This window comes from Streptococcus sp. 9903, assembly GCF_013276625.1.
Classification (GTDB): Bacteria; Bacillota; Bacilli; order Lactobacillales; family Streptococcaceae; genus Streptococcus.
In genome coordinates, this window is sequence record NZ_VMLI01000009.1 from 43,782 (window position 1) to 63,839 (window position 20,058).

Annotated in this window: 17 protein-coding genes, 1 tRNA gene, 1 other RNA gene and 5 pseudogenes; 3 read left to right on the forward strand and 21 right to left on the reverse strand. The window is 39.7% G+C overall.

Translation table 11 applies throughout. From position 1 onward, the window contains the following. Positions 1 to 64 precede the first annotated feature (64 nt). A complete protein-coding gene (locus HT696_RS04585; RefSeq protein ID WP_173283378.1) occupies positions 65 to 1,039 on the forward strand; it encodes an Rpn family recombination-promoting nuclease/putative transposase in 975 nt (324 codons plus the stop codon). Then, a pseudogene (locus HT696_RS04590) lies at positions 1,040 to 1,417 on the forward strand (hypothetical protein); the annotation flags it as partial. A 150-nt stretch (positions 1,418 to 1,567) separates the two neighbouring features. Here HT696_RS04590 and HT696_RS10720 read toward each other — a convergent pair. The 20 genes and pseudogenes from HT696_RS10720 to comW form a co-directional block, all read right to left on the reverse strand. Further along, positions 1,568 to 2,863: an LPXTG cell wall anchor domain-containing protein gene (locus HT696_RS10720; RefSeq protein WP_240150246.1), complete on the reverse strand. Its 1,296-nt coding sequence runs from the start codon at positions 2,861 to 2,863 to the stop codon at positions 1,568 to 1,570. A 128-nt stretch (positions 2,864 to 2,991) separates the two neighbouring features. Further along, on the reverse strand, positions 2,992 to 4,362 hold the full coding sequence (locus HT696_RS04600) for a nucleoside triphosphate hydrolase (protein WP_173283380.1): 1,371 nt from the start codon (positions 4,360 to 4,362) through the stop codon (positions 2,992 to 2,994). A 37-nt stretch (positions 4,363 to 4,399) separates the two neighbouring features. Then, positions 4,400 to 5,380 (reverse strand): N-acetylmuramoyl-L-alanine amidase family protein, encoded by a 981-nt coding sequence (locus HT696_RS10845; protein ID WP_173283381.1) that lies wholly within the window; start codon positions 5,378 to 5,380, stop codon positions 4,400 to 4,402. 101 nt (positions 5,381 to 5,481) lie between these two features. Further along, positions 5,482 to 5,778, reverse strand: a pseudogene (locus HT696_RS10730) (hypothetical protein); the annotation flags it as partial. Between the two features lie 1,027 nt (positions 5,779 to 6,805). Further along, positions 6,806 to 7,195, reverse strand: a pseudogene (locus HT696_RS04615) (hypothetical protein); the annotation flags it as partial. A gap of 13 nt (positions 7,196 to 7,208) precedes the next feature. Next, positions 7,209 to 8,168, reverse strand: a complete 960-nt coding sequence (locus HT696_RS04620; RefSeq protein ID WP_173283384.1) for an Rpn family recombination-promoting nuclease/putative transposase — start codon at positions 8,166 to 8,168, stop codon at positions 7,209 to 7,211. 184 nt (positions 8,169 to 8,352) lie between these two features. Further along, positions 8,353 to 8,517 carry a hypothetical protein gene (locus HT696_RS04625; protein WP_205380600.1) on the reverse strand — a complete coding sequence of 55 codons (165 nt, stop codon included), beginning with the start codon at positions 8,515 to 8,517 and terminating at the stop codon, positions 8,353 to 8,355. Positions 8,518 to 8,623: 106 nt separating this feature from the next. Beyond that, complete coding sequence (locus HT696_RS04630; RefSeq protein WP_173283385.1) at positions 8,624 to 9,622, reverse strand: Abi family protein; 999 nt, start codon at positions 9,620 to 9,622, stop codon at positions 8,624 to 8,626. A 176-nt stretch (positions 9,623 to 9,798) separates the two neighbouring features. Next, positions 9,799 to 10,119, reverse strand: a pseudogene (locus HT696_RS04635) (hypothetical protein); the annotation flags it as partial. Next, a complete protein-coding gene (locus HT696_RS04640; RefSeq protein WP_173282838.1) occupies positions 10,116 to 10,997 on the reverse strand; it encodes an Rpn family recombination-promoting nuclease/putative transposase in 882 nt (293 codons plus the stop codon). The pseudogene HT696_RS04635 and the gene HT696_RS04640, both read right to left, overlap by 4 nt. Positions 10,998 to 11,113: 116 nt before the next feature. Beyond that, positions 11,114 to 12,082 (reverse strand): ribose-phosphate diphosphokinase, encoded by a 969-nt coding sequence (locus HT696_RS04645; protein ID WP_050243113.1) that lies wholly within the window; start codon positions 12,080 to 12,082, stop codon positions 11,114 to 11,116. A gap of 144 nt (positions 12,083 to 12,226) precedes the next feature. Continuing rightward, positions 12,227 to 13,042, reverse strand: coding sequence for a PrsW family glutamic-type intramembrane protease (locus HT696_RS04650; protein ID WP_173282837.1), 816 nt, complete (start codon positions 13,040 to 13,042; stop codon positions 12,227 to 12,229). 24 nt (positions 13,043 to 13,066) lie between these two features. Then, the gene (locus HT696_RS04655; protein ID WP_173282836.1) at positions 13,067 to 13,564 is read right to left on the reverse strand and encodes a carbonic anhydrase; all 498 of its coding nucleotides are present in this window, start codon (positions 13,562 to 13,564) and stop codon (positions 13,067 to 13,069) included. Between the two features lie 72 nt (positions 13,565 to 13,636). Then, positions 13,637 to 15,001 carry a DNA repair protein RadA gene (gene radA / locus HT696_RS04660; RefSeq protein ID WP_173282841.1) on the reverse strand — a complete coding sequence of 455 codons (1,365 nt, stop codon included), beginning with the start codon at positions 14,999 to 15,001 and terminating at the stop codon, positions 13,637 to 13,639. 10 nt (positions 15,002 to 15,011) lie between these two features. Next, positions 15,012 to 15,569 (reverse strand): histidine phosphatase family protein, encoded by a 558-nt coding sequence (locus HT696_RS04665; protein WP_173282835.1) that lies wholly within the window; start codon positions 15,567 to 15,569, stop codon positions 15,012 to 15,014. Continuing rightward, entirely contained in the window at positions 15,529 to 15,972 is a 444-nt protein-coding gene (locus tag HT696_RS04670; protein WP_000701987.1) for a dUTP diphosphatase, read from the reverse strand. Before HT696_RS04670 ends, HT696_RS04665 begins: the two co-directional genes overlap by 41 nt. 56 nt (positions 15,973 to 16,028) lie before the next feature. Then, positions 16,029 to 16,126, reverse strand: an RNA gene (gene ffs / locus HT696_RS04675) — signal recognition particle sRNA small type. A gap of 32 nt (positions 16,127 to 16,158) precedes the next feature. Next, on the reverse strand, positions 16,159 to 16,626 hold the full coding sequence (tadA, locus tag HT696_RS04680; protein WP_001110112.1) for a tRNA adenosine(34) deaminase TadA: 468 nt from the start codon (positions 16,624 to 16,626) through the stop codon (positions 16,159 to 16,161). A 199-nt stretch (positions 16,627 to 16,825) separates the two neighbouring features. After that, positions 16,826 to 18,112, reverse strand: a complete 1,287-nt coding sequence (locus HT696_RS04685) for an adenylosuccinate synthase (RefSeq protein WP_173282840.1) — start codon at positions 18,110 to 18,112, stop codon at positions 16,826 to 16,828. A gap of 230 nt (positions 18,113 to 18,342) precedes the next feature. After that, entirely contained in the window at positions 18,343 to 18,579 is a 237-nt protein-coding gene (gene comW / locus HT696_RS04690; protein ID WP_173282834.1) for a sigma(X)-activator ComW, read from the reverse strand. Positions 18,580 to 18,851: 272 nt separating this feature from the next. On the opposite strand from comW, the pseudogene HT696_RS10575 reads away from it, so the two are divergent. After that, positions 18,852 to 19,892 (forward strand): annotated as a pseudogene (locus HT696_RS10575) (ISL3 family transposase); the annotation flags it as partial. A 69-nt stretch (positions 19,893 to 19,961) separates the two neighbouring features. Here HT696_RS10575 and HT696_RS04705 read toward each other — a convergent pair. Continuing rightward, positions 19,962 to 20,035, reverse strand: a tRNA-Asn gene (locus tag HT696_RS04705). Between the last annotated feature and the right edge of the window lie 23 nt (positions 20,036 to 20,058).

Genomic DNA, 20,058 nt, shown 5'->3' on the forward strand with positions numbered 1-20,058 from the left:
GATAGAGCCAGAGAATCTAGCAAACCTAGATTTAAAACTGTGGTATAATAAAAGGAGGAAAAGGATGATTTTAAGACATCCGGGCATCAGCCCAACCAATGATTTGGTTGCTAAGAAAATCTTTAGCAATCCAGAAATCACTTGTCAATTTATCCGCGATATGCTGGACTTGCCAGCCAAAAATGTGACGATTTTGGAGGGAAGTAACATTCACGTCTTGCCTTCCATGCCTTATTCAGCCCAAGATTTCTATACCAGTATAGACGTCTTGGCAGAGTTGGACAATGGCACGCAGGTTATTATCGAAATCCAAGTTCATCATCAGAATTTTTTCATTAATCGTTTGTGGGCTTACCTTTGCAGTCAGGTCAATCAAAATCTCGAAAAAATTCGCCAACGAGAAGGTGATACTCATCAGAGCTATAAACACATAGCACCAGTATATGCTATCGCAATTGTGGATAGCAATTATTTCTCAGATGATTTGGCTTTTCATAGCTTTAGCATGCGAGAGGACACTACAGGTGAGGTTTTAACCATTACCAATAACGGACAAGAAAACCATCTGGTTAAGATGGCTTTCTTGGAACTAAAAAAATATAGAGAAACCAGCAAAGACGAGGTTCGCAAGCCGTGGTTGGAGTTTTTCGGGAATAAACCCTTTACCCAAGAACCTGAGCGAGCTATCAGCCAAGCAGACCAACTGCTAGACTACAAGAGCTGGTCCGAGGAGGACAGGAAGATGTTTAGTCAACTACGTATGCGTGAAGAACAGGCATTATTAGCACACGACTATGCCTTGGAACAAGCGGAGGAAAAAGGCTTAGAGCGTGGTCGTGCGGAGGGACTTGAACAAGGACTGGAACGAGGACGAGCAGAAGGCATTGAACAGGGACTAGAGCGTGGGAAAGTTGAAGGACAAATTTTTACCTTTCTTGATTTAGTTCACCAACATGTTTTAAGCTCTGAATTTGCCAGCCATCAGCTGGGTATGACTGTCTCTGAGTTTGAAGAATTATTGAAAGATCATCATAAATAAAAATTAAAAAAATATAGAGAAACCAGCAAAGACGAGGTTCGCAAGCCGTGGTTGGAGTTTTTCGGGAATAAACCCTTTACCCAAGAACCTGAGCGAGCTATCAGCCAAGCAGACCAACTGCTGGACTACAAGAGCTGGTCCGAGGAGGACAGGAAGATGTTTAGTCAACTACGTATGCGTGAAGAACAGGCATTATTAGCACACGACTATGCCTTGGAACAAGCGGAGGAAAAAGGCTTAGAGCGTGGGCGTGCGGAGGGGCTTGAACAGGGATTAAAAGTAGGTTTAGTAAATCTAGTCCGCCAAGGTCTCCTGACTTCCGAGGTTGCCAGCCAGCAGTTGGGCATGACCGTCGCTGAGTTTGAGGCACTGTTATAAGATTATACAATCACTAATAACATAAAAGCGAACAAGAATGAAATATTGTCTTGTTCACTTTTTATTTTCTACTATCCAACAAAGCCCTTACGCGATTATATACAAAAAAAGAGAAGGTAACAAGTCCTTCTCTTTCATATTTTTAACTAATTAGTTTTTACGTTTTACAAATGGAAGGGCACCAAGGAGCAAGCCTAGGAATCCTAATGATGCAATTGCAGCATTATCTTTGCCACCAGTGTTTGGAAGTTCTTTCTTATCTTCTGCTTTTGCAGCTGGTGCTTGATAAGTGTTGTCTTGACTAGTACCTGCTACAGCTGGAGCTGTCGGTGCTGGTGCTGGTGTTTCAGCTGTTGGTGCAGCTGGAGTATCTGTTCCAGGAGCTGGTGTAGACGGTGTTGTTGAACCTGATGACCCCGCTGGAGTTGAAGCTGGAGTTTGTGTTGGTTTGTTAATAATATAACGGTCACCTGGGTAAGGACCACCATTATTTGGTAATTTAGGTTGTTCTGCTTCAATATAAGGAAGAAGATCTGGTTGAACAAGTGGTTGAACACCATTTAAAGCAATATCAAGTTCTTCTTCTAATGCTGTAGTATCTTTTCCATCAGCTTTATCTTTTGCAATTTGACGTCGTAATACACGAACTTCTTCAGCTTCACGATCTGCAACATATGAATAATAATCTTCATCTGCTTGATCCAATGCTTCCTCAGCATCTTTCAAATCTTGCTCAGCTTGTTTTAAAGTTTTCTCTGCTTCCTCTTTTGATTTAGAATCTGTTGCAGCTGCTAATTCCTCTTGAGCTGCTTTCACATTTTCTTTAGCTGCTTCTACAGCTGCTTTAGCTTCTTCTCTATTAGATTCAGCTTCTTTTTCATCATGTTTAGCTGCAGCTAATCTTTCTTCTGCATCTTTAACATCTGTATTTTCTTCATCCAAACGTTTGTTGATTTTTTCTGTAACTTCATCAGGAATTCCACCGTTCAATGGTTTAACTTCTGTTACTTCACCTGATTCGTTACGAACTAATTCAGCACCTGGAGCAGGTTTTGCATCTTTAACTTCTACAGGGGCATAGTTTTCACCATATTTTCCTGGGTCTGCTTCATCTGATTCAGTCTTGCTAGCTTCTGCTAAGTCTTTTAGTACTTCTTCAGGTGTGATTTGTTTTTCATCAATAGCTTTTAATAAATCTTCTTTACCGATAGCTGCTTTAGCTTCTAAGATTGCTACTTCTTTATCTTTGATTTTATCATTTTTATTAATAGCTTCTTCAGCTTGTTTTTCTAACTCTGTAAAGTAATCAGCTACATCTTTTTTAGTCACAGCAGTTGCATTAGTATCTTCTTCAGCTTTCACAACTGATGGGTTTGAAGCAAGGAAACCTGCTCCCAGAACGGCAACGCTAGCCAAGCTAGCAGTGAAAAGTTTTTTCTTATCCATAAAGTATTTACCACCTTTAATATCCTTTTTGCTGTCATTATAGCATTTTCTTTCGGAAAAATCAAGAAATAACCTCCTTATTGACAAAAAAATAAGAGGAATTTCCCCTTATTTCTTTATTATATTCCTTACACCCACTCACCATTGGCATTTACTGTGTAACCATCGATAGTTGTGTTCACAGCCAAAGCTCCTGATGAATATGAGTAATACCATTTACTGCTAACTTGGTACCAACCTGTCTTCATAGCGCCTGAGCCAGCAAGATAATACCAAGTACCACCTTGCTTGAGCCAACCTGTTTGCATAGCACCTGAGCTGTTGAGGTAGTACCATGTGCCACCTTGGTTCAACCAACCTGTCTGCATAGCACCTGAACCATTGAGATAATACCATACCCCATCAATTTTTTGCCAACCTGTCTTCATTACACCAGAAGCATCCAAGTAGTACCATGAGCCATCTTTAACCCAACCTGTCTTCATGTTATCTTCCGCATCATAATAGTACCACTTACCATCAATTTTATTCCAACCTGGCTTGCTACTAGCACGATCCGCTAAACGATAAGTCACACCGTCAATAGTGACAGAACCTGTTTTACGTTCACCTTCTGGAGTAAGGTAATGATAAGCACCATCACTATCTTTTACGAGACCAACTTTACGTTCGCCATCATTTGTAATATAGTACCATTTCTTATTTGCATCTTGAACGAGACCTGTTTTGCGGCTACCGTCTGCCAATAAATAATACCACTTCTTCTCAATCTGTTGAAGACCTGTTTGTTGAATCCCCTCTTTAACGTAGTAAATCTTCTCACCTTTTGCAATGATAGTAGTTGGTTTAGAACCATCATCAGTAATATAGTAATCCTTACCACCTTCATTGACCCAGCCAGTTTTCTTCACACCATCTTCATCAAAGTAGTAGCGTTTATCTTTGAGTTCGAGGATTCCTGTTTTCATGACTCCTTTGTCATCAAAATAATAGATTTTTCCATCAACTTCTTGCCAGCCTGTAGCTAAATTATTATTAATATAAAGCTGAAGTTTCCCATTAACAGTTAGCCATTTGTACTCAGTTTTGGGGTTAGTTGATGAGTTAGTATTAGAAGAATCTACATGGTCCGTATTATTTCTACCAGTACTATTGGTATTAACATATGTGTTATCGTTTGAAGCTGGAGGTGTTGCACCAGCGTTTAAAGAAAACTCATGAACCCAAATGCCTCCATCTCTATAACTTTGTTTATAAGTTAAACCTGTCACCTCTCCTGGTTCATCTGAGTATTTCTCAACATATTTGAAGGTTAATGGAATATTAGATTTATCTCTATATCTCCACTCTGTCTTACGAAAGTCTTCTGGATTAGGATTTTCTGTCGTATTTTGACTAGCGTAAACTGTTAGTTCATCTGAAATTGAAGCTAATAAAGTACTAGCTCCAAGTAATGTTACCCCTGCAGCTCCTACTGCTAAAATATGTTTTGCTTTCATCTTTTTTACCTCTTTATCACTTATTCCGTGTATAATGTTACACCCACTCACCATTTTCATTTAGAGTATAGCCGTTAATCGTTGTATTTACTGCAAGAGCACCTGAACTATAGGCATAATACCACTTGCCACCTGCTTGGAACCAACCAGTCACCAGAGCTCCAGAAGTATTTAGATAGTACCAGACACCATCTACTTTTGCCCAACCAGTAGCCATTGCACCATCAGAGTGAAGATAGTACCACTTGCCACCTTGGTTTAACCAGCCTGTCTGCATAGAACCAGCACTATTGAGATAGTACCATTTACCAGAGATAAACTTCCAACCTGTTTGCATACTGCCATCTGCCGCTAGGTAATACCAGCTGCCATCACTGACCCAGCCAGTTTTCTTCACACCATCTTGGTCAAAGAAATACCACTTATCAGCAATATATTGCCAACCTGTACGTTTCTCTTCCACTTTTTCAGTTCCAGTAACACTATCGTCTTTTACAAACCAATGTTTACGAACTCCTTGGTCAATCTTAGTTTCTACAAAACGATAACCTTTAAATGTACCATGTTCAACTTCTTCAGCTTTTTTGGTAGCATTAGCAGGAAGAAAAGCTTTTAGTTCTCTACTAGTTCCATCTGATTCCATTAGCAACCAAGAAGTCCCTTTGACTGTATCTTTAAAGGGTTTTAAAATGTCAGACTTTACAGAAAGGCCATCTACTTTATCTCCTGTAACAGTCACTGCTGGCTTAAAGTAATGCTTTAATACAGTTCCATCTATTGAAGAAGTATCAAATTGATATCCTGAAAAAGTACCTGGGGAAGCTGTTTCAGGTTTTGATGAATCGTAAGATTGCGCATTCTTTAAAATCTTTTCCTTTCCATCTTCCTGTTTTGTGACCCAAACAACTGTCTTATACACATTCGTTTCCGAAGCCTTTACATCAGTTGCTTTTGCGCCAAGAAGAGCAGCACTTGCCAAAGTAGCAGCTAATAAAACGTTTATCACTTTTGATTTCATTGGAAACCTCCTATTATTTTTAACTATTATAATACTTATACAAGATAAATGCAAGAAAAAACAGGAGATAACTCTCCTGTTTTATATTTCATGTATTAGGATTATACCCACTCACCGTTTGCGTTTACGTTGTAACCGTCAACAGTTGTGTTTACTGAAAGGGCACCTGAACCATTCACATGGTACCATTTACCAGCAACTTCAAACCATTGGCTAGCTTTCATAGCACCTGTTGCTTCAAGGAAGTACCAAGTTCCACCATCTTTCAACCAACCAGTTTGCATAGCACCTGATTTGTTTAGGTAGTACCAAGTTCCGTTAACGTTTACCCAACCAGTTTGCATTACACCTTTGTCGTTTAGGTAGTACCAGTTGCCATCAACTTGTTTCCAACCTGTAACAGCTGTAGCGTTTTCGAAGTATTTCCATCCTTCAGCTGTGTTAGCCCAACCATATTGAGCTGCTGAAGTTTGATTACCAATTTTTGCAGCACGATCGTCAAGTTTGTATGGCAACTCGATTTTTCCGTTAGTGTACAATACTTTACCATATGCATTTACATCTTCAACTGTTAACTCTCCTACTAATTCAACTGCTTCTTTAAAGTCAGTAGCTGTCTTAGCAACACGGTATTGAAGTACTTCACCAGCTTTGAAGACTGTTGGAAGTTCAGCATCACCTGCTGCATTAGTTTTAACAGTAAAGTATTCTGGTTTCTTTTCACCTGAAGCTGGTTTCAAGAAGAAGTCTACTTCTACGTTTGGAACTGGACGTTGACCACCATCAACAACAGTTACACGAACATGACGGTCGAAACCATGTGCTGCATCACGGTCGTAACGGATGTATTTAGCTCCAATTGCAAAACCATAACCAAAACGGCTGTTTGTTGTTGAAGCATCTACACCTGAAATGTTGTGGTTAGGTTCAGTACTTCCACCATGATATGTGCTGAAAGAAGAACCGAAACGGCTATTTGTTGTGTCTTCTGCTGAAACAGCTTGTACAGCACCAAATGCTGCAAGAGCGACTGCGCTTGTCAATAAAACTTTTTTCATCGTTTTATCTCCTTTGTTTTTCTTTAAAATATTTTTTCGTAAGACTATCTTACTACCATACAGTATATAAATATTTGCAGGATTTGTCAAGGGTTTTCATCAACTTTTTACCTATTTTTTTCAAAAAAGGTGAAAAAACGTCTTTGTGAGATGAAATACCCTTCAAATACCGTATCTCCCAAGTGAAAATCTCACAAATTTCTTAATCCCTGAGTCAAACCTCACATATCTAATCCATATCGATAGTTGGATAGAACTCACTTCCATGATATTATCCTATAACCCCTTCCAAATGTCAAGCAAAAATGACAAGTATTTTAGAAATAACTCGTCATTCCATTAACTTTCTACTATTTAAAATGTGACCTCATAGCAAGGACTCAAACTCAGCGACTGTCATGCCCAGTTGCTGACTGGCAACCTCAGAAGTCAGAAGACCTTGATGGACCATATCTAGAAAGGCAAAAAGTTTCCCTTCTTCCCTTCCTTCAACTTTTCCACGTTCTAAGCCTTTTTCTTCAGCTTGTTCCAAGGCATAGTCCTGTGCTAACAAGGCTTGTTCTTCGCGCATACGTAGTTGACTAAACATTTTCCTGTCCTCCTCGGACCAGCTCTTGTAGTCTAGCAGTTGGTCTGCTTGGCTGATGGCTCGCTCGGGTTGCTGGGTAAAGGGCTTATTACCAAAAAACTCTAACCACGGCTTGCGAACCTTGTCCTTGCTGGTTTCTCTGTATTTTTTTAATTCCAAGAACGCCATTACTGTGATGGTATTACAAAAGTGCTTCAAACTCCGCTACTGACATACCCAATTGTTCACTCGCGAATTCGGAAGTTAAAACATGTTGGCGTACTAAATCTAGAAAGGTAAAGATTTTCCCACGCTCCAGTCCCTGTTCAACGCCTTCTGCTCGCCCTTGTTCAAGACCCTCTGCACGACCACGTTCAAGACCTCGCTCTAAACCTTTTTCGATTCCTTCCGCTCTAGCAGTTTCCAAGGCATAGTCCTGCGCTAACAAGGCTTGTTCTTCTCGCATACGTAGTTGGCTAAACATTTTCCTGTCCTCCTCGGACCAGCTCTTGTAGTCTAGCAGTTGGTCTGCTTGGCTGATGGCTCGCTCGGGTTCTTGGGTAAAGGGCTTGTTCCCGAAAAACTCCAACCACGGCTTGCGAACCTTGTCTTTGCTGGTTTCCCTGTATTTTTTTAATTCCAAGAATGCCATCTTGATCAGATGGTTTTCCTGACCGTTACTTGTGATAGTTAATACCTCACCTGTCATATCCTCGCGCATACTAAAGCTATGGAAAGCCAAGTCATCTGAGAAGTAATTACTATCCACGATAGCGATAGCATATACTGGTGCGATGTGTTTGTAACTCTGGTGGGTATCACCTTCTCGTTGGCGAATTTTTTCGAGATTTTGATTGACCTGACTACATAAATAAGCCCACAGGCGATTGATGAAAAAATTCTGATGATGTACCTGTATTTCGATAATAACTTGAGTTCCATTATCTAACTCCGCTAAAACATCTATACTAGTATAGAAATCTTGCGCCGAATAGGGCATGGAAGGCAAGACGTGAATGTTGCTTCCCTCCAAAATGGTCACATTTTTTGCTGGCAAGTCCAGCATATCGCGGATAAATTGACAAGTGATTTCTGGGTTGCTGAAAATTTTCTTAGCAACCAAATCATTGGTCGGGCTGATGCCCGGATGACGTACAGTCATATTTCTTCTCCTTTCATTATAGCACATTTTTAAATCTAGGTTTACTAGATTCGATGCTTCTATCTATTTATTCGGAAAAGAGACGAAAAAAAATAAAAGTTATTAAAACTATTGTTTATCCTTAATTTTATCTGTACTAAAAGAGGGTTTGACACCTAATTTTTAAAATTAAAGCACACTGAATCTAGGAACGATTTGAATCATCTTGACCTGCTCTTGGTATTCTTGACTGAGTTTCCAAATCTTCTTTACAGACGGAAAGAGCATCATCGTGTTCCTTGATGATTCTGATTTTCTCACCTTGTTCAGCTATTACATCGTCCGCTATAGCGATTCCCAAATCTCGCATCTTATCCTTCATTCATCTTGGTAATCAACTTCTTAATGTTTGGTTTCTCATCTGGATTCTCAAAGATTCTCTGAATAATAACTTGAGTAAAAAATCATTCCTTAGTTCAACCAATCCACAATATATCTTTCCAATTGCTTGGCAAACCAATCTTACTAGATAATATGATATTTGACTTTTCCATCAACTGTGCCTCTAAACTCATTAAAAAACCGTTCCAATCTTGAACAAAAGAATGTGAATGATGTTGTATAAGATTTTTCATAGCTAAAAGATAAGCAAATAAATCGTTATTATGCGTCTTTTTCTTTTTAGTCTCTGCATTCTTGTTTATTTGACGCAAATCAGCTGAAAAGAAACTTGGACTTGCTATTGTAAAATTTTGACCATATAATCTTAAATGATGTGCAGTTCTATTTCTCATATACCATGTAGCTGAAACCCAGCCAAATAATTTACTCTGGATTTCTTCTCCATGAATTTTAGAATTTACCACACCAGTTGATAAAAATGTAGTATCTATCCAATACTCCCGGTATTCTTTTTTCAGTGCACTTATAAAACGAGTTGTTTCCCCAAAAGTCATCTCTTGAAAAAGCACCCAAATTGGAAATTTAGAACCTTTATTTTTGATATGATGCTGTATTGACAGACTTTGATTCTCTGATAAATGTTTTTCTATAATTGAAATAAATTCGTTATACAATTCAGAATTTTCATAAATAGTTTCATCCAAGTAACACTCACCTTTTTGATATTTTCCATTATATTGCTGACAAAGCGATTCAATAAAAGTTGATTTTATAAACTGCTCTAATCTACCAGAAAATATAAACAGAAACTGTGACAACCAGTCATTAAATTCATACAATGAAATCGCTGCTTGAAATTTTCCTTTATGAAGATTATCTGGAACCTGTTTAATAAAAGCAGAAAACGAATAGTAATTATGGCAACGTAAAAAATTTTTGGAATCTAGTTCCTCTTCAAGTGACATATCTAGCTTATCTGAAAGATAACTTACCAAATCTTCAAGAGGTAAAAATGCTTTCATTTCTCTCTTTAAATCTCTTGACAAAGAAATACTATTATCAGTTGTGTACATCACTAACCTTCTAAATTTATAAAAAAATGACTCCAGTTGCTATGAAACAGGGAGCAAAAGGAGTGCTTGTATCTACATACTATACTATTCTATAAAAAAAGTCAAGTAAACTTGATATTTTTTCAATTTGTGTCTAATTGTTCACTCGTAAATTCGGAAGGCAAAGCATGTTGTCATACTAAATCAATAAAGGCAAAGATTTATCCTTCAACTTTCCCGCGCTCCAGTCCTTGTTCGATACCTTCCACCCTAGCAGTTTCCAAGGCATAGTCCTGTGCTAACAAGGCCTGTTCTTCTCGCATACGTAGTTGGCTAAACATCTTCCTGTCCTCCTCGGACCAGCTCTGATAGTCCAGCAGTTGGTCTGCCTGGCTGATGGCTCGCTCGGGTTGTTGGGTAAAGGACTTGTTCCCGAAAAACTCCAACCACGGCTTGCGAACCTCGTCTTTGCTGGTTTCTCTGTATTTTTTTAATTCCAAGAATGCCATCTTGACTAGTATTGGTGATGGTCTTGCAACAGCGCCTCAAATTCAGCGACGGTCATGCCTAATTGCTGACTGGCAACCTCTGCTGTTAAAAGATGCTGGCGAACAAGATTTGCTAACATAACAAAACCACCTTCCGCCCTAGCTGTTTCCAAGGCATAGTCATGAGCTAACAAGGCTTGTTCTTCACGCCTGCGTTGTTCACTAAACATTTTCCTGTCCTCCTCGGACCAGCTCTTGTAGTCCAGCAGTTGGTCTGCTTGGCTGATGGCTCGCTCTGGTTGTTGGGTAAAGGGTTTGTTACCAAAAAACTCCAACCATGGCTTACGAACCTCGTCTTTGCTGGTTTCTCTGTATTTTTTTAATTCCAAGAACGCCATCTTAACTAGATGATTTTCTTGTCCGTTATTTGTGATAGTTAAGACTTCACCTGTCGTGTCCTCTCGCATACTAAAACTGTGAAAAGCCAAATCATCTGAGAAATAATTACTATCCACGATAGCGATAGCATAAACTGGTGCGATATGCTTGTAACTCTGGTGTGTATCACCTTCTCGTTGGCGAATTTTTTCAAGATTTTGATTGACCTGACTGCACAAGTAAGCCCACAGGCGATTGATGAAAAAATTCTGATGATGAACTTGGATTTCGATAATAACCTGCGTTCCATTATCCAACTCCGCCAAGACATCAATACTGGTATAGAAATCCTGGGCCGAGTATGGCAGGGAAGGCAAGACGTGAATATTGCTCCCCTCCAAAATGGTCACATTTTTTGCTGGCAAGTCCAGCATATCGCGAATAAATTGACAAGTGATCTCTGGATTGCTAAAAATCTTCTTAGCAACCAAGTCATTAGTTGGGCTAATGCCCGGATGACGTAATGTCATATTCTTTCTCCTTTCATTATAGCACATTTTTAGATCTAGGTTTACTAGATTCTCTGGCTCTATCTATTTATTCGGAAAAAAACGAAAAAACCTGAGAATCATCTCAGGCTTGGTCATTAAATTTTTTTCTCAATACCGAAAAGTGGAGAAAGTGGTCGTTTTTCATGAATACGTACGATAGCATCCCCTAGGAGATGAGCGATTGAAATCTGCTCAATCTTATCAATCAAACGCTCTTCTGGCAGATAGATGGTATCCAAAACAACCAATTTCTTGATAGCTGATTTTTGGATATTATCCATAGCAGGACCAGAAAGAACTGGGTGCGTACAGCTTGCATATACTTCAACAGCACCAGCTTCTGCAAGGGCATCTGCAGCGTGACAAATCGTTCCAGCAGTATCAATCATATCATCAATCAAGATACAAGTCTTGCCTTCAACCTTACCGATGATGTTCATGACTTCACTAGTATTCATCTTATCAACGCTACGACGTTTATCAATAATAGCGATAGATGTTTTCAAAAATTCTGCCAACTTACGGGCACGAGTTACCCCTCCATGGTCTGGGCTGACAACCACATAGTCCGAACCAACCATGCCACGACGCTCAAAATAATCCGCAATCAGAGGAGCCCCCATCAAATGATCCACAGGAATATCAAAGAATCCTTGAATCTGGGCAGCATGCAAGTCAATCGTCAACAAACGATCCACTCCAGCTACTTCAAGCATATTTGCGACAAGTTTTGAAGTGATTGGCTCACGCGCTCTCGCCTTTCTATCCTGACGTGCATACCCATAGTAAGGCATGACAACATTGATAGATTCTGCACTCGCACGCTTCAAAGCATCTACCATAATCAAAATTTCAAGCAGATTGTCATTTACGGGCGAGCTAGTTGATTGTAGGATAAAGACGTGTTTCCCACGGATTGATTCTTCGATGTTGACCTGAATCTCTCCATCTGAAAATTGGCGAACACTTGATTTCCCCAACTCTATCCCAATCTCCTGCGCCACACGTTCTGCCAATTCTTTATTAGAAGAAAGGGCAAACAGCTTTAAATCAGAAAAAGACATGATTTCCTCCGGTATATATGTATCGCTTGTGCTTTTCACAAGATTTTCCATTTACCATTGTAGCGCTTTTTGCACTATTTTTCAATCAAAAATAAAAGAAGGGTACCATATTTGTACCCTTGCATCATTCTTTTAAAAAATATTCTAGTTCATCAACTCATTGTGCTTCTCAACAAAGCGATAAGCCTGATAAAAACCATAGAGAGTAATAGTCGTAGCCACTGGAATCGCTAAAGGCAACTCTGTCTCCAACTCCACAAAAGGAGAGTTAAACAAGAAATGAATTCCCAAGGCTAAACCTAGGAAAATAATCCCCTCTTTCTTGCCAACCTTCTGCCCTTTATAGGCTCTGTAAAGCAAGTAAACACCTACTACAGCCAGACCTGAAAAAGTCCAGTGAGAGGCAATTCCTGAGATGATACGCTCTAAAATCCTCGAAATAGTAAAGTCAAAGCCCTCTGGCAAATCCGTACGAATATAGCTAATATCCTCAATCATTTGGAATCCCAAACCAGAAGCAATCCCTAGTAAAAACAAAGATTTTAACTTTCGTACAGGAATCAAAGCCAAAACAAAGACAAGTGGCAATAATTTCAAGGGTTCTTCTACCAAAGGAGCCACAATAGCACTTTCAAAGGCATTTAAAAATGCACTATCTGGGAAAAGAATACCCAGCAAATCATGGATATAGGTATTCGCAAAGCTAGACAACCAGCCTGCAAGGAACATCCCACCCAATAAAGATAGAATCAAGGCCTTCTTTGGTAATTCCCATTTTTTCCCAATACGGAAAAGGAAATAAAGAGCCGGAATCATGTAAAAGAGAGCTAGAAAGATAGAAACTCCCATTAGTCCATATTCCGCAGCTGACATCGAACCATCCGTATAGTAGATAGTTTCATACTGCAAACCAATACATAGCAATAACATAAAAATAAATAAAATACTGTTTTTCTTCATACACTTTCTTTCTAAATGAAGTATTTATAATTCTACGACTGTCATACTTCCTGTATCTACATCATAAATGGCACCAGAGATAATGACATCATCTGGTATTAGGGGAGACTTGATAAGGAGTTGCATGTCCTCACGTACACTCTCCTCTATATCTTGAAAGGGCAAGAAGTCCTGGCCTGACACATCGACACCTAGTTCCTCTTTCAGATACTCCTGAAAAGGACCATTTTCAAAGGTCTGAGCACCACAGTCTGTATGGTGCAATACCACAATCTCTCTTGTCCCCATTTGTTGCTGGGAAATAACCAGCGAACGAATCATGTCCTCAGTCACTCGACCACCTGCATTCCGCAAGATATGAGCATCCCCAAGTGCCAATCCCAAAGCTTGCGCAACGTGCAGACGAGAGTCCATACAGGTCACAATAGCCACTCTGGTTTTGGGTTTAAGTGGCAGATTTAACTGCCCATGTAGGGCAACATAAGCCTGATTGGCTTGCATAAACTGTTCAAAATACGACACGATTCCCTCCTTGAAAATTTGATGGTCAAATATTTCTCCTATCTTATCATTTTTAAAAGGATTTGTCACGGATTATGCAAAGACCTTTTTCAAAACTTCCTGAATCGTTGTTACTCCAATGACCTGAATTTCCTTGGGTGGAGTAATTCCTGTCAAGGAATTCTTAGGCACATAAATCTTAGTAAAGCCCAGTTTAGCAGCTTCATTAATACGCTGCTCGATACGATTCACGCGCCGAATCTCTCCTGTCAAACCAAGTTCTCCTACAAAACATTCCTGAGGATTAGTTGGCTTGTCTTTATAGCTCGAAGCAATAGCAACCGCAACGGCTAAGTCAATAGCAGGTTCATCCAATTTGACACCGCCAGCAGATTTGAGATAAGCATCCTGATTTTGCAAGAGAAGACCTGCCCGTTTTTCCAAAACAGCCATAATCAAGCTAGCACGATTAAAATCAAGTCCTGTCGTCGTACGCTTGGCATTTCCAAACATGGTCGGTGTCACCAAAGCCTGAACCTCCGCCAAAATCGGACGCGTCCCTTCCATGGTCACAACGATTGATGAACCAGTTGCTCCATCCAAACGCTCTTCTAGGAAAACTTGACTCGGATTGAGTACCTCAACCAATCCGCCCGACTGCATCTCAAAAATCCCAATCTCATTAGTGGAGCCAAAACGGTTTTTAACCGCTCTCAGAATACGAAATGTATGGTGACGCTCCCCTTCAAAGTAAAGCACCGTATCCACCATATGCTCCAACATACGCGGACCAGCCAGAGTGCCCTCCTTGGTCACATGTCCTACGATAAAGATGGCAATATTATTAGTCTTGGCCAGCTGCATAAGTTCAGCCGTCACCTCACGCACTTGAGAAACAGATCCCTGCACCCCTGAAATCTCAGGAGACATAATGGTCTGGATAGAGTCAATAATGAGGAAGTCTGGTTGGATGCGCTCCACCTCAGCTCGAACACTCTGCATATTGGTCTCTGCATAGAGATAAAACTCGCTATCAATATCTCCCAAGCGCTCTGCTCGTAGCTTAATTTGCTGGGCAGACTCCTCCCCGCTGACGTAGAGAACCGTCCCCACTTGAGACAGCTGGGTTGAGACTTGTAAGAGAAGGGTTGATTTCCCAATCCCAGGATCCCCACCAATGAGGACGAGACTTCCTGGTACCACTCCGCCTCCAAGCACACGGTTAAATTCCTCCATCTCCGTCTTAGTTCGATTGACATTGATGGAAGTAACATCAGCCAATTTCATGGGCTTGGTTTTCTCACCTGTCAAGGACACACGCGCATTCTTGACCTCTGCAACCTCAACCTCTTCTACAAAAGAAGACCAAGACCCACAGTTGGGACAACGTCCCAGATATTTAGGGGAATTATACCCACAATTTTGACATACAAATGTCGCTTTTTTCTTTGCGATGATAAACCTCTTTCTATATCTCTAACTCACACTCAATCACTTGGCAAAAATCAATCTTCTCATTTGGAACAAACTGGCGCATAAGCATTCGATGAGCAACAACTACCACAGTCTGATGTTCTCGATACTTATACATACATTCTAGAAAACGAGACTTCATTTCCGTAGCTGTCTCATATTGAATAAGACTATTAGGAAGTAACTCCCCCTTATTTTCTAGAAACATAGTACGAGCTTTTTCAAAATTATCTGTGCCACTTTCATAGACCTGCCATTCATGCAATAATGGCTCCACTCTTAAAGGAAGACCCGTAGCACAAACCACATAAGAAGCCGTTTCTAAAGCTCTTGTGACTGCAGAAGATATGATTATTTCAGCTGAAGGAAGCAAGGGATTTTTGCTCAGTTTCTGGGCTTGCTGCCGTCCCTTCTCAGACAATGGTGCCAAATCTAGCCCAAATCCCGTATAAGAACGCTTCTCTAACTCACGGTAATCTGGCTCCCCGTGACGTACAAAGATAATTTTCATCCTAGTGCCCTGTCGATCCAAATCCACCAGTTCGCACGCCATCAGCTGCATCCCCATCTGCAATTAAGAAAGGAGCAAAGACAGCCTGAACCACACGTTCACCAACTTCAAGAACAACCTCTTGGTCTGTGATATTCTTCATCTGCGCAAAAATATGCCCTTCATTCCCAGGATTTCCATAATAATCCCCATCAATGACTCCAACTGAATTAATCAAGACCAAGCCCTTCTTACGAGGGTTTGAAGAGCGATCATAGAGATAGAGAACCTCAGTTGGTTGCATATAAGCCTTAACCCCTGTCGGAACCAAGACAATCTCTCCTGGCGCAATAACTGTACGCACAGCAACCTTTAAGTCGTAACCAGCCGCATGCGCTGTCTCACGCTTGGGCAATAAATTTTCATCTGTAAAACTAGAAACCAATTCAAAACCACGAATTTTCATCATCTTCTCTTTTCTATTATCATTTATTCTAGATTATTCTATCTTATTTATTCGGAAAAAGCACGAAAAAAAGAGCACACAATTCAAATCGCTTAGGGCTGCTGGATTCCTCCCCTGACCCGCTTCACGCAGAACTGTTGCTCCACTATTTATTATATCACATTCCTATTCATTTTAAAAGCAAAATTATTTTTTCCGTCTATTTCTAAAAAAGTCCTGCATAATAGCTGCGCATTCATCTTCCAAAATTCCCGTTTCAACCTCCACACGATGATTGAGACGCTCATCTGTCAAGATATCGTACAAACTCCCAGCAGCGCCAAATTTCTGGTTTTTAGCCCCATAGACCACGTTTGGAATACGGGCGAGTCCAATCGCCCCACTACACATGACACATGGCTCAATGGTCACAAAAAGCGTGCAATCCAGCAAGCGCCAGCTCTCCTCACTCAGATTCGCATTCTCTATGGCCATAATTTCCGCATGCATAACCGCTCGCTGCAGTTCCTCACGCGCATTATGCCCACGGCCAATGATTTCTCCGTCCTTGACAATCACACAACCAATTGGAATTTCATCGTGTTCAAGAGCAATCTCAGCCTCTCTCAAAGCCTCCCTCATGAAGACTTCTTTTTCTTCAACTGTATAATTCATCCGTTTCTCTTTTCCTACTTATCGATTTTATTATTATATCATGAATCCCAAGACAAAAAAAGCCACCGAATGCGGTGACTTTATAGGGAGATTATTATGAAAAAGAAAAGTTTAGGATATTTGTTACAACAAGTTAGGAGGTCTTCTTGTAACTGTCTATAGTATACCCGACCTATCTTAAACAAATCTTAAAAATCTCTTAGGACCAAACACTTTCTAAAATATTTGTTTGTTCACGACCAGGACCTACTGAGAAAGTAGAAATACGAACGCCAACCAATTCACTCACACGACGAACGTAGTTACGCGCATTCTCAGGAAGATCCTCCAATTTACGAACTCCGGTGATATCTTCTGACCAACCTGGCAACTCTTCATAGATAGGCTTGCAACGTTTCAATTGCTCAAGACTAGCTGGATAGTAGTCAATACGTTGACCATCAAGATCATAGGCCACACAGATTTTCACAGTATCTAAACCACTCAAAACATCGATAGAGTTCAATGAAAGGTTAGTGATACCAGAAACACGACGACTATGGCGCATCACAACTGAGTCAAACCAACCTACACGACGTGGACGACCAGTTGTTGTACCATACTCATGACCCACTTCACGGATACGTTCTCCCACTTCATCAAACAACTCAGTTGGGAAAGGACCGTCTCCTACACGACTGGTATAGGCTTTACATACACCTACAACCTTGTCAATCTTACTTGGACCAACACCAGAACCAATCGTAACACCACCAGCCACAGGGTTTGATGACGTAACAAATGGATACGTACCTTGGTCAATATCGAGCATAACTCCTTGTGCACCTTCAAAAAGCACACGTTTACCATTATCAAGCGCATCATTCAAAATAACGGATGTATCGGTCACATATTTTTTGATTTGTTGACCATATTCGTAATATTCTTCAAAAATATCATCGAAAGCAATCGCTTTACTGTCATACAATTTTTCAAAAAGACGATTCTTTTCAGCAAGGTTACGTTCTAAACGCTCACGGAAAATATCTTTATCCAAAAGATCAGCAATACGAATCCCAACACGAGCAGCCTTGTCCATATAAGCTGGACCAATTCCCTTGATTGTAGTACCAATCTTATTGTCGCCCTTAGCTTCTTCTTGCAAACGGTCTAACTCGATATGATAAGGCAAAATAACATGCGCGCGATCAGAAATACGCAAGTTATCAGTTGTCACACCTTCCTCATGAAGATAGCTCAACTCTTTTACAAGAGATTTAGGATTTACAACCATACCATTCCCAATAACAGAGATTTTTTCAGGGAAGAAAATCCCAGATGGAATCAAGTGCAACTTAAATTTCTTACCATCAATCACAATCGTGTGCCCTGCATTATCACCACCTTGGTAACGTGCAATCACTTCTGCATTCGCTGAAAGGAAGTCTGTAATCTTCCCTTTACCTTCATCACCCCATTGGGTACCTACAACAACAACTGAAGTCATAATCTTGTCTGAGCCCTCAGGCTCTTCCTTTCTCACATACATGGCAGGAATCTCACCTGCAATTATATCTTACAATTTATTATAAGAAAAAATCGCCTTTTTATCAAGAAGAAACAATAGAAAAATTTGCTATTTCCAACTATTAAAAAATGTTTTAGAAAAAATTCCGGCTATTTATCATTATTTTCCCACAAAAAGTTAAATTTGTTCGGAAATTAACTCAAAACATCTCAACAAGCAACAAAACCTTGTTTCATTATCAATTTTTCAAGATAGAAACGATAAGCAACACGATAATGGTAAACGATAAAATCCCTACGACACCCAATGCCATATCTAACTAAATAATAAATCAAAAATTTAAAATGAAAATGTTCCCAGTCAAAATTATCACCAAATACAGTACCATACTCTTCTTCAATATTTCTATAAAAATCTGCCATCTGCTCATAAATACTTTTTAGCATAAATATATACTCCTTTTCTTTTTTATAAACTTATTCTAACAAAAAATTTTAAACAGTTATTAACAATTCCTGAATTGTTAAAATACCAACCTCAACAAGATAAAAAATAGGAAAAGTTGACAGAATAGAAACAAATTTACTACCTGAATTTCAAAAGATTAAAGTCCTAAAAAGACCGCCTTAAAACTTTTGGGTAAACCCTATTATAACTATAATGTTTTTATATAGGTATTATGGATCTGATTTTGTAGTATAAAAAAATTCAAACCATAATTCTTCTTAGAAAACGTCGTTTTAAGTGCTATCATTGCTCGAAAATGATGGTGGCTGAGACTTCTATCGTCAAGAAGAATCACCAAATTTCTCGTATTATCAACCAAAAAATTGCTCAGAAGCTGATTGAAAAAACTTCTATGACCGATATTGCTCATCAGCTGTCTATTTCAACTTCAACTGTTATTCGCAAGCTCAATGACTTCCGGTTTAAGCATGATTTTTCTTACCTCCCTGAGATTATGTCCTGGGACGAGTACTCCTTTACCAAGGGAAAGATGAGCTTTATTGCGCAAGATTTTAAAAAACTCAACATCATCGCTGTTCTTGAGGGAAGAACACAAGCCATCATTCGAAATCACTTTCTTCGATACGATAGAGCTATTCGTTGTCAGGTAAAAATCATTACTATGGATATGTTTAGTCCCTACTATGACTTGGCTAAACAGCTTTTTCCGTGTGCCAAAATCGTTCTAGATCGCTTCCACATTGTACAACATCTAAGCCGTGCTATGAGTCGTGTGCGTATCCAAATCATGAATCAATTGGATCGAAAGTCTCATGAATACAAGGCTATCAAGCGTTACTGAAAGCTCATTCAACAAGATAGTCGTAAACTCAGTGAGAAACGTTTTTATCGCCCTACTTTTCGTATGCACTTAACAAATAAAGAGATTCTTGACAAGCTTTTGAGCTATTCAGAAGACTTAAAACACCACTATAATCTCTATCAACTCTTACTTTTTCACTTTCAGAATAAGGATGCTGACAAATTTTTCGGACTCATTGAGGACAATCTAAAGCAGGTTCATCCTCTTTTTCAGACTGTCTTTAAAACCTTTCTCAAGGACAAAGAGAAAATCGTCAATGCCCTTCAATTCCCCTATTCAAACACTAAACTGGAAGCGACCAATAATCTCATCAAACTTATCAAACGAAATGCCTTTGGTTTTCGGAACTTTGAAAACTTCAAACAACGGATTTTTATCGCTCTGAACATCAAAAAAGAAAGGACGAAATTTGTCCTTTCTCGAGCTTAGCTTTTCTTCAACTCACTACAGTTGACAAAGAGGTAAAAAAAAGAGGTCTTGACCTCTTTTAATTATCTACTCCGCCAGTAGGACTCGAACCTACGACATCATGATTAACAGTCATGCGCTACTACCAACTGAGCTATGGCGGAATAAAGCTAAGCGACTTCCATAT

Bases quoted from the DNA above. Each gene is read 5' to 3' on its own strand.
- HT696_RS04685 (WP_173282840.1), bottom strand. From the start codon at position 18,112: ATGACTTCAGTTGTTGTTGTAGGTACCCAATGGGGTGATGAAGGTAAA.
- HT696_RS04640 (WP_173282838.1), bottom strand. From the start codon at position 10,997: ATGACATTACGTCATCCGGGCATTAGCCCAACTAATGACTTGGTTGCT.
- HT696_RS04630 (WP_173283385.1), bottom strand. From the start codon at position 9,622: ATGTACACAACTGATAATAGTATTTCTTTGTCAAGAGATTTAAAGAGA.
- HT696_RS04645 (WP_050243113.1), bottom strand. From the start codon at position 12,082: ATGTCTTTTTCTGATTTAAAGCTGTTTGCCCTTTCTTCTAATAAAGAA.
- HT696_RS04650 (WP_173282837.1), bottom strand. From the start codon at position 13,042: ATGAAGAAAAACAGTATTTTATTTATTTTTATGTTATTGCTATGTATT.
- HT696_RS04670 (WP_000701987.1), bottom strand. From the start codon at position 15,972: ATGAAAATTCGTGGTTTTGAATTGGTTTCTAGTTTTACAGATGAAAAT.
- HT696_RS04665 (WP_173282835.1), bottom strand. From the start codon at position 15,569: ATGGCGTGCGAACTGGTGGATTTGGATCGACAGGGCACTAGGATGAAA.
- HT696_RS10720 (WP_240150246.1), bottom strand. From the start codon at position 2,863: ATGGATAAGAAAAAACTTTTCACTGCTAGCTTGGCTAGCGTTGCCGTT.
- tadA (WP_001110112.1), bottom strand. From the start codon at position 16,626: ATGAATTATACAGTTGAAGAAAAAGAAGTCTTCATGAGGGAGGCTTTG.
- HT696_RS10845 (WP_173283381.1), bottom strand. From the start codon at position 5,380: ATGAAATCAAAAGTGATAAACGTTTTATTAGCTGCTACTTTGGCAAGT.
- comW (WP_173282834.1), bottom strand. From the start codon at position 18,579: ATGCTAAAAAGTATTTATGAGCAGATGGCAGATTTTTATAGAAATATT.
- HT696_RS04620 (WP_173283384.1), bottom strand. From the start codon at position 8,168: ATGACTGTACGTCATCCGGGCATCAGCCCGACCAATGATTTGGTTGCT.
- HT696_RS04625 (WP_205380600.1), bottom strand. From the start codon at position 8,517: ATGCGAGATTTGGGAATCGCTATAGCGGACGATGTAATAGCTGAACAA.
- HT696_RS04600 (WP_173283380.1), bottom strand. From the start codon at position 4,362: ATGAAAGCAAAACATATTTTAGCAGTAGGAGCTGCAGGGGTAACATTA.
- HT696_RS04585 (WP_173283378.1), top strand. From the start codon at position 65: ATGATTTTAAGACATCCGGGCATCAGCCCAACCAATGATTTGGTTGCT.